General features: G+C 70.0%; 16 protein-coding genes and 1 tRNA gene. 11 read left to right on the plus strand and 6 right to left on the minus strand.

Going from position 1 to position 15,311, the window contains the following annotated elements; all coding sequences use genetic code 11:
• The first annotated feature begins 78 nt into the window (after positions 1-78).
• Both O7614_RS01765 and O7614_RS01770 read left to right on the plus strand, forming a co-directional pair.
• Positions 79-777, plus strand: coding sequence for a PASTA domain-containing protein (locus tag O7614_RS01765; protein WP_278136758.1), 699 nt, complete (start codon positions 79-81; stop codon positions 775-777).
• Between the two features lie 132 nt (positions 778-909).
• Complete coding sequence (locus O7614_RS01770) at positions 910-1,719, plus strand: PASTA domain-containing protein (RefSeq protein ID WP_278136759.1); 810 nt, start codon at positions 910-912, stop codon at positions 1,717-1,719.
• A gap of 7 nt (positions 1,720-1,726) precedes the next feature.
• On the opposite strand, the gene O7614_RS01775 is transcribed toward O7614_RS01770, so the two are convergent.
• Entirely contained in the window at positions 1,727-2,170 is a 444-nt protein-coding gene (locus O7614_RS01775) for a hypothetical protein (protein ID WP_278136760.1), read from the minus strand.
• A 98-nt stretch (positions 2,171-2,268) separates the two neighbouring features.
• Complete coding sequence (locus O7614_RS01780) at positions 2,269-2,553, minus strand: hypothetical protein (RefSeq protein ID WP_088986988.1); 285 nt, start codon at positions 2,551-2,553, stop codon at positions 2,269-2,271.
• A 625-nt stretch (positions 2,554-3,178) separates the two neighbouring features.
• Here O7614_RS01780 and O7614_RS01785 point away from each other — a divergent pair.
• The 3 genes from O7614_RS01785 to O7614_RS01795 all read left to right on the plus strand — a co-directional run bounded on the left by O7614_RS01785 (position 3,179) and on the right by O7614_RS01795 (position 4,847).
• Positions 3,179-4,060: a helix-turn-helix transcriptional regulator gene (locus O7614_RS01785; protein WP_030487606.1), complete on the plus strand. Its 882-nt coding sequence runs from the start codon at positions 3,179-3,181 to the stop codon at positions 4,058-4,060.
• Positions 4,030-4,251, plus strand: coding sequence for a DUF397 domain-containing protein (locus tag O7614_RS01790; protein ID WP_278136761.1), 222 nt, complete (start codon positions 4,030-4,032; stop codon positions 4,249-4,251). Before O7614_RS01785 ends, O7614_RS01790 begins: the two co-directional genes overlap by 31 nt.
• A 197-nt stretch (positions 4,252-4,448) precedes the next feature.
• Positions 4,449-4,847 (plus strand): hypothetical protein, encoded by a 399-nt coding sequence (locus O7614_RS01795; protein WP_278136762.1) that lies wholly within the window; start codon positions 4,449-4,451, stop codon positions 4,845-4,847.
• Here O7614_RS01795 and O7614_RS01800 read toward each other — a convergent pair.
• On the minus strand, positions 4,815-5,414 hold the full coding sequence (locus O7614_RS01800) for a hypothetical protein (RefSeq protein WP_278136763.1): 600 nt from the start codon (positions 5,412-5,414) through the stop codon (positions 4,815-4,817). The two genes, O7614_RS01795 and O7614_RS01800, sit on opposite strands and share 33 nt — an antisense overlap.
• Positions 5,415-5,630: 216 nt before the next feature.
• Between O7614_RS01800 and O7614_RS01805 the strand changes: the two genes are divergently transcribed.
• The gene (locus tag O7614_RS01805; RefSeq protein ID WP_278136764.1) at positions 5,631-7,190 is read left to right on the plus strand and encodes a S8 family serine peptidase; all 1,560 of its coding nucleotides are present in this window, start codon (positions 5,631-5,633) and stop codon (positions 7,188-7,190) included.
• A 72-nt stretch (positions 7,191-7,262) separates the two neighbouring features.
• Here the strand turns inward: O7614_RS01805 and O7614_RS01810 are convergent, their stop codons facing one another.
• The 3 genes from O7614_RS01810 to O7614_RS01820 all read right to left on the minus strand — a co-directional run bounded on the left by O7614_RS01810 (position 7,263) and on the right by O7614_RS01820 (position 9,334).
• Positions 7,263-8,072 carry a WecB/TagA/CpsF family glycosyltransferase gene (locus O7614_RS01810; RefSeq protein ID WP_278136765.1) on the minus strand — a complete coding sequence of 270 codons (810 nt, stop codon included), beginning with the start codon at positions 8,070-8,072 and terminating at the stop codon, positions 7,263-7,265.
• Positions 8,069-9,184 (minus strand): NAD-dependent epimerase/dehydratase family protein, encoded by a 1,116-nt coding sequence (locus O7614_RS01815; RefSeq protein ID WP_278136766.1) that lies wholly within the window; start codon positions 9,182-9,184, stop codon positions 8,069-8,071. Before O7614_RS01815 ends, O7614_RS01810 begins: the two co-directional genes overlap by 4 nt.
• A 64-nt stretch (positions 9,185-9,248) precedes the next feature.
• Positions 9,249-9,334, minus strand: a tRNA-Leu gene (locus tag O7614_RS01820).
• A 207-nt stretch (positions 9,335-9,541) separates the two neighbouring features.
• Between O7614_RS01820 and O7614_RS01825 the strand changes: the two genes are divergently transcribed.
• Genes O7614_RS01825 through O7614_RS01845 form a run of 5 tightly spaced genes read left to right on the plus strand, consistent with a single transcriptional unit; the run spans position 9,542 to position 15,311 of the window.
• Positions 9,542-10,330, plus strand: a complete 789-nt coding sequence (locus O7614_RS01825; RefSeq protein WP_007454122.1) for a DUF3662 and FHA domain-containing protein — start codon at positions 9,542-9,544, stop codon at positions 10,328-10,330.
• 6 nt (positions 10,331-10,336) lie between these two features.
• The gene (locus O7614_RS01830; protein WP_088986981.1) at positions 10,337-10,822 is read left to right on the plus strand and encodes an FHA domain-containing protein; all 486 of its coding nucleotides are present in this window, start codon (positions 10,337-10,339) and stop codon (positions 10,820-10,822) included.
• The gene (locus tag O7614_RS01835; RefSeq protein WP_278136767.1) at positions 10,819-12,288 is read left to right on the plus strand and encodes a protein phosphatase 2C domain-containing protein; all 1,470 of its coding nucleotides are present in this window, start codon (positions 10,819-10,821) and stop codon (positions 12,286-12,288) included. Before O7614_RS01830 ends, O7614_RS01835 begins: the two co-directional genes overlap by 4 nt.
• Before the next feature lie 30 nt (positions 12,289-12,318).
• Complete coding sequence (locus O7614_RS01840; protein WP_278136768.1) at positions 12,319-13,809, plus strand: FtsW/RodA/SpoVE family cell cycle protein; 1,491 nt, start codon at positions 12,319-12,321, stop codon at positions 13,807-13,809.
• Complete coding sequence (locus tag O7614_RS01845; RefSeq protein WP_278136769.1) at positions 13,806-15,311, plus strand: penicillin-binding protein 2; 1,506 nt, start codon at positions 13,806-13,808, stop codon at positions 15,309-15,311. The genes O7614_RS01840 and O7614_RS01845 overlap by 4 nt, the downstream gene beginning before the upstream one ends.

The following is a 15,311-nucleotide window of genomic DNA, read 5'->3' on the forward strand; positions in this document are numbered from 1 at the left end:
GACCCGCCGGTGCGGATGGCCGGCGCAACAGGGTGGGCGGCGGGCGGTACGGTCGCCGGTGATGAGGCGGTGGGCGGTATGACGGACACGAACACGGGCCGACAGGATGCCGTCGGTGGCCAGGGCGGTGCCGGCGCGGGCCGGGCCAGCGTGTTGCTGGGTGGCGGGTTGGCCGCTGTGCTGCTCGCTGCGGTCGGCGCGACCGGCGGTTGGCTTCTGGCCGGCGACGGCGAGCCGTCCTCGGAGGATCCCCTCGCCGTCGCGAGCCCGAGCGGTTCGCCGACCGTCCGGGTCACCGCGCCCCGGCCGAACACCGGGCGGGCCACCCCGTCGGCCGTCCGGACCTCCGCCGGTGCGACCAAGGGGACCGGCCTGACCGTGCCACCGGTGGTCGGCATCGACTTCGTCGAGGCCCGGGACATGGTGCGCAAGCAGCGGCTGGGCTGGCGGTTGGTCTTCGGTGGCGGTGCCGGTCGTACGGTCGAGAGCACCTCGCCCGCCGTGGGCACCGAGGTGAGCCGGGGTACGACTGTGCAGTTGCAGGTGACCGGGCCAGCACCGGCGGCCGAGGTGCCGGACGTGGTCGGGGAGAACTGCGACAAGGCCGTCAACGAGTTGATCGACGAGGGCCTCTACCCGCGTTACGTCAGTGGGCGCAGCGGAAAGGTCACCCGACAGGAGCCGGCCGAGGACGGCGCTGCCCGGTGGAACGACGAGGTCAGCATCTGGTGCGGGACGGACGGTGCCGAACAGCCGACCACGAAACCAACCTCCTGAGCTTTTTCCCGCACCGATCGGCGCGCTGTCTCCGGCGCGGCTCGGCACGCTGATCCCCGCCGATGGTGTTCCGGGCGACTAGGTTGACGGTCGAGGGCCATGACGCCCGTCCGGTTCGGGAAGGGACGTGCGATGAGCAACGACCGCCAGGAGCCTCCCGCCGACGAGAACGACGACGACCGGACCCGACCCCTCTCACCGGCCGCCGGCCGGCCGGAGTCACCGCCACCGGCCCGACCCACCGCCGGTGCGGACGAGACGGCACCGATCGACCGGACCGTCCCAGCGCGTCCTGCTCCGTCGCCCGACGAGACCATGCCGATCGACCGGTCCGCCGGCCCTCCGGGCGACCGGACGGCGCAGATACCGCCGGCGTGGTCCGGGCGAGCCGAGGTCCGGCCGTCCCGACCGGCCGATTCCGCCGGTGAGTGGTACGTCGAAGAGCAGGGCGGCCGGCGCTGGTGGCTGCCGATCCTCTGGGGCGTGCTCGCGCTGCTGCTCGCCGGCCTGCTCGGCGGAGCACTCTGGTTGGTGCTCGCCAACCAGGACGACGACCGGGACGATCCGGGGCCCACCCCCTCGCTCCCGCCGGCCAGTGCGACAAGCGCCGCGCCGACCAGCGAATCCCCGACCTCGGCCGCGCCGACCAGCGAGTCGCCGAGCAGCTCCCCGACCACCACGGCGCCGGACGAGGTGCCGGTCCCACCGCTCACCGGCCTGCCGCGGGCCACCGCCGAGGGGTTGCTGAACCGGCTCGGCCTCGCCTACCGCGTGGTGTACCGCCCGTCGGAACTACCGCCGGGCACCGTGGTGGCCACCGAGCCGGAGGCGGGGACGTCGGTGTCGACCGACGACGAGGTGTTGTTGGTGATCTCCCAGGACCGACCCTCCACCGGGGTGAGCCCGACGACGCCGACTCCCACGGTGACGAGCACGTCGTGACCGGTGGTCACCACATCCGGCGGCGGGTACCGACCAGACCGAGGCCGGCCAGCGAGATGGTGAGACCGAAGATCCCGGACCAGAACAGGGACCGGCGGATGTCGGTCGCGGTGTGCCTCGCCGGAGCTGCTTCGGTGAGTTCCTGACGGCCGCCGGCGCCGTGGCCGGCCACCGGCCCGGTCGGATCGGCGGCCTCGGTGTCCGGAGCGTCGGCACCGATCCAGCTGGGTTCGTCGTGCACCGACGGATCTTCGTCCGGCGGAGGGTCGGCGTCGACCACGGTGATCTCCGGTGCGGGCACCGGCGCGGTCAGCCGGGTGGACGACATCGCCGGGTCGCGGACGAGGACCAGCACTGTGGCCATCGCCCCGAGGAGGGCAAGTAGTCCGAATGCGTAGGCGATACGGGAGCGGTGGTGCCGCCGCAGGGCGGGCTGATTGACCATGACCATCCCAGGGTCAGGGTCCTGGACGCGCGGGTGGAGCTGTGCCGGGGTGGGCGTACCGATTCTATGGCGACGGCACGCCCACCGGCGGCGGTTCGGGCCGGTCAGCCCACCCGAACTGGGGTACGGGCAACCGGTCGGCGGGCCCGCACGGTGTGCGGACGGGGCTCGGGAGCGGCCTGCAGTTGCTGCAGCCCTTCCCGCTGGACGAAGATCGACCGTCGGTTCACCGCGTCGCCCGCGGCGTTCAACTCGTAGCCGTCGAGCCAGAGCCAGCCGTCATAGGTGGGCCAGTCGAGCACCCGGATCACCCGGAACTTGATCGGCCTGAGGAACTGGACACTCGCCGCGCGAGTCACGTGCAGTACGTCACCGGTGCGAGGAAGCACATGGGCTCCTGGGGAGGGTTGGCCGGCGGGCTGCCGGCGGTGCCTGAACGGGGGACGTCTCGGCCGGCGACGGGGTCGTGCCTCGTGAACCGGTGGTGCGGATCGTGGTGGTCGGGCCGTACTCCGTTGGTGACGTGCCGCCACCCGACCACCACCCGACTGCTTCCGGGAACCGCGCCCGCCGCCGCAGCTTGCCGGCTTGCAGCGGCGGGGTCATCACCCCGGAGCAGGTCTCGGTGTCGTCGGCCGGGCCCGCGTCGCGCCCGGCTTCCCCGGGTTGGTGGGGTCACCACTCCGAGGGAGCGGACGGAGACGCTGAGTGATCCGTGCCATACGGACAGAGTGCATCAGGGACGTGCTTCATGCAAGTTGCACGTCGACTTTTGCCGATACACGAGCGTGTCGCGCGAAAGGGCTATTGAAGGCATCCGCGTCCGGGCGGCACACTGAGGGCCGGTTTCGCCCGTCGCGGCCGGCCGAGGACCGGCACCACCCCCTTCGTCGCGAACGCTCGCCGGTCGACGGTCGCGCCCCCGGCGGGTGTCACCCAGTGGCGCGTTACCGGAGGTAGCCCGAGTGGGGTCGAGCAACCAGCGGCGGGGACCACTGACTCGTGGGTTGCGCCATGAGTGAGCGGCGCAGTCCGACCATCAGACGGCGGCGGCTCGGTGCCGAGCTGCGCCGCCAGCGGGAGTCCGCCGGCATCACCATCGAGGTGGTCGCCGAGCAGTTGGAGTGCTCGGCGTCGAAGGTCTCCCGGATCGAGACCGGGCACACCACGGCCACACCTCGCGACGTCCGGGACATGCTGCGGATCTACGGCGTGGTCGGCGCTGAGAGCGACGAGCTTGTGCAGATCGCCCGGGAGGCACGCCAGAAGGGTTGGTGGCACCCGTACAGCACGGTGCTCGTCGGCGCGTACGTCGGGCTGGAGGCGGCGGCGAGTTCGATCCGGGCGTACGAACAGCAGGTCGTGCCGGGCCTCCTGGAGACCGAGGAGTACGCCGGGGCCATGATCCGCGCCGCTCGGCCGGACTTCACCGCCGATCAGGTACACCAGAGGGTGCGTGTCCGTCTGGGCCGTCAGTCGTTACTGACCCAGGACGATCCGGTCGATCTGTGGGTGGTGCTCGATGAGGCGGTGGTAAGTCGGCCGGTGGGCGGGGACGAGGTGATGCGCGGCCAACTCAAGCGGTTGGTCGAGGTGGCCGAGTTGCCGAACGTGACGCTGCAGATCCTGCCCTTCGAGGTGGGTGCGCACGCCGGCATGGACGGCACTTTCACGATCCTCAGCTTCCCTGAGCCCGGTGATCCGGATGTTGTGTACGCGGAGAACGCCACGGGTGGGCTTTTCCTCGAGAAGAGCGACGAACTACAGAAGTACAGCTTCATCTTCGATCACATCCGCGCTGCGGCCATACGTCCGGAGGAGTCCGTCGCACACATCGCAAAACTGGCAGAGGAGCCGTTGTGGAAATGGCGACCAAGGGGTTCCCCGTGGACCTGACGCAGGCAGCATGGTTCAAGAGCTCGAAGAGCGGGCCGAACTGTGACAACTGCGTGGAGGTGGCGTACGTGACGGGGGCGGTCGGAGTGCGGGACTCGAAGGACAAGGCGGGCCCAGCCCTGGTCTTCGCCCCGGGTGACTGGCACGCCTTCGTCGCCGGCACCCGAGGCGGTGCGTTCGGCGCGGTCTGAGCGAATGGTCAACAGAGTCCCCGTCCGGCCCTGCCGGACGGGGACTCTGCCGTCCCCGGGGCCGGAGGAACACGGCGGTCGGTGAGGTTCCGTGGGTGATCCCGTCGCCACAACGCGCCCGTCTCGTTGAACCGGTCGGTACGGCGCGGTCGACGGCCCGCCGCACCGACCCGCAACCGAGCGAGTAGGCGAGACGGATGACGACGATCGGTTCAGACAACCTCACCAACGTTCCCGCGAAGCAGGAACGATTCGGTGGCAAGTACCGCGGGGCCCGTCGGGACACCGTACTCACCGAGGTGGTCTCGACCGACCAGGAGCTGAGCGGGCGGGAGGGAGCCTCCGAGTCGACGGATCCCCCGCTCTCGTTGCCCTCGCTGGACCCGAATCCGCTGATCGAGCCGTCGTTCCCGCCGACCGGGTGGCCGACGCAGCCGGCCGAGTCCTTTGCGGATCACCCGTTGCTGCGTGGCCTGCTGATGGAATTGCCGCCGAAGGGCAGCCTGCCCTCGCAGGACTGGCTGGACCGCTGGTTCGAGGCGACCAGGGCGATCCTGGAGCTGCTATACGTGCAGGGGGCTGGCCGCCCGCGTTGATCGGGCGGCGTCCGGCCGGGCCCGCTCGGCCAGGCGGCTGTGTCGGAGCGCGTGCCGGACCGCGATGGCGATCACCGCGAGCGCGCCCACCGTGATCGCGGGCCCGGTGACGCTGGGATCGGCTCCGAGGTCGGTGCCGATCGCCGCGATCACCGCAGGCGCCGTGGCCAGTGCGGCCGCCTGGAGGGGCAGCCCGACGAGCGGGTGGGCCGCGGCGGCGCGGAGCCCATGCGGCGCAGGTGTGGCGGGAGCGCTGACGAAGGCGCCCGCTCCGGCCCACAGCCGGCGGATCCGCCGTACCGAGCAGACCAGCGCCACGAGTGCCGGGCCGGCGGTCAGGGCGAGCCCGGCGGCGGCCCGGTCGACCGGCGCGGCGCCGGCGCTGAGCAGGCCGCCGCCGAGCACGGCCGCGGTGAGTGCCAGCCCGCTGAGGGTCAACACCAGCAACCATCCGGTACGCCGGCGAAGTGCGCGGGTGTTGCGGAGACGAGGGAGGCCGTCGGCAACGACGCCGGCGGTCAACCAGACGGCGGCGACCGGGATCAGGATGGTGAGCTGACTCTCCATGTTCGAGAGTCTTTCCCGGATCGGGACGGGGCGAATCCGGGCCGGTCCCCCGTTCACCCCGGACGTCGGGCCCGTAGGGGGTCATCACCCGAAGGTATGGCCGTTTCGACATGTTCAACTGCCCGACGGCTGACTTACCCTCAGCTAGATCGGCGAATGTCGATTGAGGTTGGGACCGGTGGTCTCGTTCCACTGCCGGTCAGAGGGAGGTAGGAGATGGGTCTTCCACGAAGGTCCGTACTGATCGGGGTGGCCACGGCGACCGTGCTGGCCGTCGGCACCCCGGCCCTGGCCGCCGAACCCGTCGGTGTGGTGCGGGCCGCGGGCGGCGCCACCGCCGTGCCGGACAGCTACATCGTCGTACTCAAGGACGGCGCGGTGGCCCGGGACCGGGTCGGCGACACCGCGAAGCGGCTCTCCGGCCGCCACGGCGGCACGGTGGCCCGCACCTACGGGGCGGCGCTGCGCGGCTTCGAGGTCAAGGTGAGCGCGAGCGCGGCGGCGCGGATCGCGGCCGACCCCGCGGTGGCGTACGTCGAGCAGAACCACACCGTCTCGATCTCCGGAACGCAGGCCAACCCGCCCTCCTGGGGCCTCGACCGGATCGACCAGCGCAACCTGCCGCTGGACAGCTCCTACACCTACCCCAACACGGCGAGCAACGTGCACGCCTACATCATCGACACCGGCATCCGGTTCTCCCACAACGACTTCGGTGGCCGGGCCACCTCCGGCTACGACGCCGTGGACGGCGGGTCGGCCGACGACTGCAACGGGCACGGCACGCACGTGGCCGGCACCGTCGGCGGGTCCGCGTACGGGGTGGCCAAGGCCGTCCAACTCGTCGGCGTACGGGTGCTGAACTGCTCCGGCAGTGGCACCAACGCCGGTGTGATCGCCGGTGTCGACTGGGTCACCGCGAACGCGATCAAGCCGGCGGTGGCGAACATGAGCCTCGGTGGCGGCGCGAACAGCTCGCTCGACAACGCCGTCCGCAACTCGATCGCCTCCGGTGTGACGTACGGCCTGGCGGCCGGCAACGACAACGGCGCGAACGCGTGCAACACCTCGCCGGCCCGTACCACGGAGGCCATCACGGTGGGCTCGACGACCAGCTCGGACGCCCGCTCGTCGTTCTCCAACGTCGGCACCTGCCTGGACATCTTCGCGCCCGGCTCGTCGATCACCTCGGCCTGGTACAACAGCAACACCGCGACCAACACGATCAGCGGCACCTCGATGGCCACGCCCCACGTGGTCGGAGCGGCTGCCCTGGTGGCCAGCGCCAACCCGAGTTGGACCCCGGCGCAGGTTCGCAACCAACTGGTGGCCAACGCGACCCCGAACGTCGTGTCCAATCCGGGCTCGGGCTCGCCGAACCTGCTGCTCTACGTGGGGAGCGGCGGGACCACCCCGCCGCCGCCCACCGGTTGCACCGGCACCAACGGCACCGACGTCTCGATCCCGGACGCCGGCTCGGCGGTGACCAGCTCGATCACCATCTCGGGCTGTGGCCGCAACGCCTCGTCGGCCTCCACCGTCGCGGTGAACATCGTGCACACCTACCGCGGTGACCTGGTCATCGACCTGCTCGCCCCGGACGGCAGCTCGTACCGGTTGAAGAACAGCAGCACCTCGGACAGCGCCGACAACGTGAACGCCACGTACACGGTCAACCTGTCCGGTGAGGCCGCCGACGGCATCTGGCGACTTCAGGTGCGGGACACCTACCGGGTCGACACCGGCTACATCAACACCTGGACCCTGACCGTCTGACCCCGTCCCGTCCCACACGACCGAGGCCCCACCCGTATTCCGGGTGGGGCCTCGTGCCGTACAGGTTCGGGATCAGACCGAGAAGGTCGCCGGCCGGTCGTGGGCCGGAGCGGGCGGGCGGGCCTTCCAGAGGCCGATCTTCTGCGCGGCCAGCCGGCCCAGGTAGGCCGGGTTGAGGATGACGTAGCGGCGCCAGAGTCTCTTCGGCTCCAGTCCGAGACGCCAGAACCACTCCAGGCCGGCACGCTGCATCCACGGTGGCGGCTTGCGGAGCAGCCCGGCGTGGTAGTCGAAGGCCGCACCGACCGCCATCAGCGGCATGTCGAGCAGCGGCCGCATGGCGTACGCGAAGACCTCCTGGCGGGGGCAGCCGAGCCCGACCAGGACGAGCCGGGCGCCACTGGAACGGATCCGGTCGGCGATCTCGGCGTCCTCACCGGGCTCGACGGCACGGAACTTGGACGGCTCCACCCCGGCGATCTTCAAGGCGGGGAACATCTGCTCCAGGGCCGGGATCAGCCTGGCGAGGGTCTCCTCGGTCGAGCCGTACAGGTAGACCGGCAGACCTTCGTCGGCGAAACGCGACAGCACGTGCAGGGTCAGCGTCGGCCCGTAGACCCGGTCGGTGAGCCCGGCGTGGTGCAGCAGGTTGAGTGCCCACCGCACCGGCTGCCCGTCCGGCGTGACCACGTCGAAGGAGTTGAGCCGCGCGTTGTGCGCCGGGTCCAGCACTCCGGTCATCACACCGTGCACGGCCAACGCGGTGAGCGCGAGCGGGCGACGCTCATGGGCCGCGGACACCACCGCGTCGGTCGCCGTGGCGTAGTCGGTGGCGTCGACCAGGACACCGAGGACGTTGCGTTTGGTCCGCGGCGTGGTCATGACTGGGGGACCCACTTGTCCACGTTGGCCTCGTAGATCTCCCGCAGGATCATCGGCACGTCGTAAGTGATCTTCCAGTCCGGGTACTGCGCCTCGAACCGGGCCATGCTGCTGACGTACCACTGGTGGTCGCCGGTGCGGTTCTGCTCGACGTAGTTGATCTGCGCCTCGCGACCGGTGATCTCCTCGGCGATCCGGAACGCCTCGATGTGGGAGGTGTTGGAGTGCCGGCCGCCGCCGAGGTTGTAGACCTCAGCGGATCGCGGGGCCCGGAAGAAAGCCTCGAACGCGCTCAGCACATCGCGGGAGTGGATCGCGTCGCGGACCATCTTGCCCTTGTAGCCGAACAGGTTGTACGTCCGGCCCTCCATGACGCAGCGCATCAGGTAGGCGAGGAACCCGTGCAGCTCGGCAGCGGAGTGCGCCGGGCCGGTCAGCGTGCCGCCTCGGAAGCAGGCCGTCTTCATGTCGAAGTAGCGCCCGTACTCCTGGACCATCACGTCCGCGGCGACCTTCGAGGCGCCGAAGACCGAGTGCAGCGAGTTGTCGATCGACATCTCTTCGGTGATGCCCCTGTACCACCGGTGGTCCTCGGGCAACTCGTAGCGTGTCTCGAGCTCGATCAGCGGCAGGCTGTTGGGCCGGTCGCCGTAGACCTTGTTGGTGGAGCAGTGGATGAACGGCGCGTCGATCGCGTGCAGGCGGGTGTTCTCCAGGACGTTGAGCGTGCCGCCCGCGTTCACGTCGAAGTCCGTGTACGGCTCCTTGGCCGCCCAGTCGTGACTCGGCTGCGCCGCGCTGTGGATCACCACGGCGATGTCCGAGCCGTACTTCTTGAAGACCTGCTCCAGGCCGTCGCGGTCTCGGATGTCCACCGCGAAATGCGTGTACGAGTTACCCAGGTCACGGCCGAGCCGTTCCAGACTCCACGAGGTGGAGCCGTCCTCGCCGAAGAAATACCGGCGCATGTCGTTGTCGATGCCGACCACGTCCAGGCCGAGGCCGGCGAAGTGCCGGACCGCCTCGGAACCGATCAGGCCACCCGACCCTGTCACCAACGCGACACTCACACGCCACTCCCGGTCCATCGGAGGCAGAATCCATCGCAGCATAGCGTGACGTCCGGCACGTCCCGATATGACGGAAGGGCCCCGCATCAAGCGGAGCCCTCGTCTGTGGTGGGGATGGGGGGAGTTGAACCCCCACGCCCTTTCGGGCACACGGACCTGAACCGTGCGCGTCTGCCATTCCGCCACATCCCCGTGGCACGACCCGGAACACTGTAGCCGCCCCGGTGCCGCTGTCTCCAGCGGGCCTCGGGAATATTACGCTGTCCCTGGCGCTCGCCACGAGCGATTACCGTTCGTGGCGGACGAAAGATTAGCACGACAGTCCCGGCCCTTCCGAACGGGCCGGGAGCAGCCGGCCGAGCGGCGTGTGAGCTGCGCGCGCGCCGGCCGGATACCATCATGTCCTCGGGACCCGAGGAGGAGCCGGTGAGCGTGCTGCAACGCTTCGAGAAGCGTCTGGAAGGCCTGGTCGAAGGGGCCTTCGCCAAGGTCTTCAAAGGGGTGGTCCACCCCGTGGAGATCCTCAACGCCATGCAGCGGGAGGCCGAGGCGCACAAGGCGATCCTGGCCGGTGGGCGCACGTTGGTGCCCAACCGCTACGTGATCGATCTCTCGCCGTTCGACCACAGTCGGCTGGCGCCGTACGCCGCCGCGCTGGCCCAGGAACTGGCCCAGTCGCAGGCGGAGTTCATCGGCGAGCAGGCGTGGACGGTCTACGGCGACGTGATCGTCGAGATCGAGCGAGGTGAGGGTCTGGACACGGGCATGTTCCGGGTCACGGCCGAGGTATACACCGGCGGCGAGGTCGCCCCGGTGTCGGCACCCGGCTACGACGCCGGTCCGCCCGCCTACCCCGCGTACGACCAGGGCGGTGGCTACGGCCCACCGCCGGGGCACGGTGGCGGTCGCAACGTGCGGCTGGTCTCCGGCGACGGCCGCACCTACCCGCTCCAGATGGGGTCCACGGTGATCGGTCGCGGCGACCAGGCCAACCTGCGTCTGCCCGACGTCGGCATCTCCCGGCGACACGCCCGGCTGGATTTCGACGGAGGCCAGGTCGTGCTGACCGATCTGGGCTCGACCAACGGCACCATGGTCAACGGGCAGCGGGTCTCCGCCGTCGCGCTGAACCCCGGTGACATGGTCCAGCTCGGCACGACGACGCTGACCTTCCGCGTGGACGGCTGATCCGCCTTGCCGGAACTGGTCATCACCGTTGCCCGGTTCGGTTTCCTGATCCTGCTGTGGATCTTCGTGTTCACGGTGGTCGGTGTGATCCGCCGGGATCTCTTCGCGGGCGCCCGATCGGGTCGCCTGGTGGCCGCGCCACGCGCGGTGGGAGCCTCGACCGGGCAGGCCGCGAAGCCGGCGAAGGTGAAACGGGGCAGGGCGGCACACCAGTTGGTGGTGACCGCCGGTCAACTGGCCGGCACCAGGATCACTCTTGGTGAAGCGCAGATCACCATCGGTCGAGCTGAGGACTCCACCCTGGTCATCACCGACGACTACGCCTCCGCGCGACACGCCCGGCTCGTGCCGCGCGACGGGCAGTGGTACGTCGAGGACCTCGGCTCGACTAACGGCACGTACCTCGATCGCGCTAAGGTCACCGGACCAACCCCCGTCCCCCTCGGCGTGCCGATCCGGATCGGCCGCACTTCCCTCGAATTACGGCCATGACTCTGACCCTGCGCTATGCGGCCCACAGCGACCGCGGTCTGATCCGAGACGGCAATCAAGACTCCGTCTACGCCGGGCCGCGGCTACTTGCCGTTGCCGACGGCATGGGCGGTATGGCCGCCGGTGACGTCGCCAGCAACATCGTCATCGGTGCCATGGCACCGCTCGACGAGGACGTCCCGGGGGACGCTCTCGTCGATGCGTTGCGTTCGGCCGTGGGCACCGCCAACCAACAACTCCGCGACACCGTGGACGCCAACCCGCAGTTGGAGGGGATGGGCACCACGCTGACGGCGACCCTCTTCACCGGCAGCAAGCTGGGCATGGTCCACATCGGCGACTCGCGGGCCTACCTGCTGCGCAACGGCGAGTTCGCGCAGATCACCAAGGACGACACGTACGTCCAGATGCTCGTCGACGAAGGCCGGATCAGCGCCGAGGAAGCGAGCAGTCACCCGCAGCGGTCGCTGCTCACCCGCGCTCTGGACGGTCGGGACATCGACCCGGAGTACTCGGTGCGTCAGGTCCTGCCCGGCGACCGTTACCTGATCTGCAGCGACGGTCTCTCGGGTGTGGTCAGCGCCGAGACCATCGGCGAGACGCTGCGGGAGTACGTCGATCCGCAGCAGTGCGTCGAGCGCCTCGTTCAGCTCGCGTTGCGTGGCGGTGGGCCGGACAACATCACGGTGATCATCGCCGACGCGACGGATCACGACATCGTCGAGGCGACCCCGATCGTCGGCGGTGCCGCCGCCCGCGACCGGGGCATGGCGACGTCCGCAGACGACTCCACCCCGGCCGCCCGGGCCTCGGCGCTCTCCGCGCCGCGCTCAGCCGCCCCCGAGGAGCCGGCAGCCTCCGACGACGAATCGGACCGGCCGAAGCGCCGCCCGGTGCGGACCGCCGCCATGGTGTTGGCCCTGTTGGTCATCGTCGGCGGAGCAGGCTTCGGTGGCTGGACGTACACCCAGCGGCAGTACTACGTGGGCGCCACCGAGGAGGGGCAGATCGCCGTCTTCCGTGGCGTCCAGGGTCAGATCGCCGGGATGGACCTCTCCACCGTGCACCGGCGCAGCGGCACCCGGCTGGACGACCTCACGGTCGCCGCTCAGGACACTGTCAAGGTCGGCATCCGGGCCAAGAACGAGCCGGACGCCGAGCGGCAGCTCGCCGAGCTGACCAGCGACACCCCGAGCAACCCCAACCTGAAACCGCTCTGCCCGCTCGACCCGACCAGCGCGGTGGGTGGCACTCCGTCACCCTCGCCGGTCGGGACGACGCCGACCCCGAACGGCAGCCCGAGTGCCGACCCGTCGGCGACCCCCAACGGGGTCGTCAGCGCAAACCCGACCGTCGGCGCCACCGACGTCGTCGGTACGACCGGCCCGACCACCACACCCGACGTCACGCCCTCCGACTCGGCCACGCCGGCGCTCGACCCGGCCGGTTGCCGGTCTCCTGAGTGAGCGTCGGCTGAGATAACGAGGACTCCACCTGTGACCGTAGCGGCCACACCGGCACCCTCGCCCGCCACCACGGGCGAGCAGTCCGGCGTACGCCTGGCGCGGTCGCGCCGCAACGCCGAGCTGTCCCTGCTGCTGCTCGCGATGGTGCTGGTGGCCGCGTACGGGGCGACCGTCGAAGCGAACCTGCTGGACACGGTCACCCCGGACTTCTGGATGCCCGCCGCCGCGCTCGGCGCGGTCTTCCTCGGACTGCACCTGGTCATCCGGTTCCTCGCCCCGTTCGCCGACCCGGCGCTGCTGCCGGCGGTGGCCCTGCTCAACGGGCTCGGCGTGGGCTTCCTGCGTCGGATCGACCTGGGCGAGGCCCCGGTCGCCGACCGGGCGGAGCTCGCGATCTTCGCCGGGATCGGTGGGCGGCAGTTGGCGTGGACGCTCGCCTCGGTGATCCTCGCCGCCGGCCTGCTCGCCCTCATGCGTGACCACCGGTCGATCTCCCGGTACGCGTACACCCTGGGGTTGGCGGGCATCGTGCTGGTGATGCTCCCGGCGGTCCTGCCGTCGAGCATCTCCGAGATCAACGGCGCGAAGCTGTGGATCCGGGTGGGCGGCTTCTCCATCCAGCCGGGTGAGTTCGCCAAGTTGGCGCTGCTGGTCTTCTTCGCCTACTACCTGGTCCGCAAGCGTGAGGTGCTGTCGCTGGCGAGTCGGCGTTTCCTCGGCATCGACTTCCCGCGCGGACGGGACCTCGGCCCGGTGGTCGGCGTCTGGGTGATCAGCCTCCTGGTGCTCGTGTTCGAGAAGGACCTGGGCACCTCGCTGCTCTACTTCGGCATGTTCGTGGTGACGCTCTACATCGCCACCGAACGGGTCAGCTGGCTGCTGATCGGTCTGGTGCTCTTCTTCGGCGGCGCCTACCTCGCGTACGTGCTCGGTTCGACGGTCGGTGGGCCGTTCGCCAACTTCTACCTGCGTGCGGAGATCTGGCTGGACCCGTTCGCCGACCCGACCGACAAGGGCTACCAGCTCGTCCAGGGGCTACTCGCCCTGGGCACCGGCGGGCTCTTCGGTGCGGGGCCAGGCGGCGGCCAACCGGACATCCTGCCCGAAGTGCAGAACGACTTCATCTTCGCCGGCCTCGGTGAGGAACTCGGCCTCTTCGGCCTCTCCGCGCTGCTGGTCGTCTACCTGCTGATCGTGGAGCGAGGGTTGCGGGCCGCGCTCGCGGTACGGGACTCGTTCGGCAAGCTCCTCGCGGGTGGTCTCGCGTTCACCCTCGGCCTGCAGGTCTTCGTGATCGTCGGCGGCATCAGCAAGCTCATCCCGCTGACCGGTCAGACCACCCCGTTCCTGTCCGCCGGTGGTTCGTCGCTGATGGCGAACTGGCTGCTCATCGCGGTGCTGCTGCGGGTCTCCGACGGAGCCCGCCGGCCGTTGGGAGCTGGCGCCAGCAAGGCTGCCCGACCCGCCGGTGGCCAGCCGGAGCAGATGCACGGTGCTCCCACGGAGGTGATCAAGCCGTGAACGCACCACTGCGCCGGGTCGGCGTCGTCGTCATGGTCCTGTTCGGCCTGCTCTTCGCCAACCTCAACTGGGTCCAGTTCCAGAAGGCCGACGAGTACCGCACCAGCGACTACAACGGTCGGGTCCAGGTTGCCGACTACAAGCGCAAGCGGGGCAACATCGAGGCTGGCGGCACGGCGCTGGCCACCAGCAAGGAGACCACCGGCAACCTGAAGTTCCTGCGCACCTACCCGGGCGGCGCCAAGTACGCGCACGTGCTCGGTTACAAGCCGGTCAACCTGGCCGACCAGGGCATCGAGCGGGCAGAGGACGACTTCCTGGCCGGCAACAGCGACCAGCTGCTCGGCGACCGGTTGAAGGACATGTTCACCGGGGACGACAGCGGTGGCGGCAACGTGTTGCTCACGCTCTCCAAGCAGGCCCAGGATGCGGCGTACGACCAGCTGCGCAACAACGAGGTGGGAGCGAAGAAGGGCGCGGCCATCGCCATCGACCCGCGTACCGGGGCGGTGCAGGCGCTGGTCTCCATGCCCAGCTTCGATCCGAACCCGTTGGCCAGCCACGACAGCACCGAAGCGGCTGCCGCGTACTCCAAGCTGGAGAAGGACCCGGGCGAACCGCTGAAGAACCGCGCGCTCTCCGAGACGCTGCCGCCGGGCTCCACCTTCAAGATCGTGGTGGCCGCCGCGGCGCTGGAGAACGGCGTCACCAAGACGACCCAGATCCCGGCCGGTTCCAGCTACACCCCGCCCACCTCCGGCACCCCGATCCGTAATGCCGCCCCGTCGATCTGCCCGGAGGCGAAGGTCACCCTGCTGGAGGCGGTCACCGAGTCGTGCAACACCGGCTTCGCCCAGCTCGGTGTGCAACTCGGTGCCGATGCCCTCAAGGAGAAGGCCCGGCAGTTCGGTTTCGAGCAGGAGGACCTCACCGTCGGCCAGCTCGGCGAGGGTGGTCTGCCCACCGCGGCCAGCCGGACCGGGGACATGCAGAACCCGGACGGCAGCACCGACCCGGCCGCACTGGCCCAGTCCTCGATCGGCCAGAACAACGTCCGGATGACCCCGCTCGAAGGTGCCATGATCGCTGGCTCGATCGCGAACAGTGGCAAGCAGATGCGGCCGTACCTGGTCCGGCAGTTGCTCGCGCCCGACCGGACCACCAGCTACTACACCGCCAGTGCGCGGGAGCTGCGTCAACCGGTCAGCTCGCAGGTCGCCACCGACCTGCGGGAGATGATGGTCAGCGTGGTCCAGAAGGGCACCGGTAAGAAGGCCGCGATCAGCGGTTACACGGTCGGTGGCAAGACGGGTACCGCGCAGTCCGCCCCGGACCGGCCCGACCACGGTTGGTTCATCGGCTTCGCCATGGACAAGAACGGCAACCCGGTCTCCGCGGTCTGCGTGATGCTCGAACAGGCCGGCCCCGGTGGCAGCGCCGAGGCGGCCCGGATCGCCGGCCAGATCATGCGCGCCGCCATCACCGATCCCGGGGGTCGCTGA

The organism is Micromonospora sp. WMMD961 (assembly GCF_029626145.1).
Lineage (GTDB): Bacteria > Actinomycetota > Actinomycetes > Mycobacteriales > Micromonosporaceae > Micromonospora.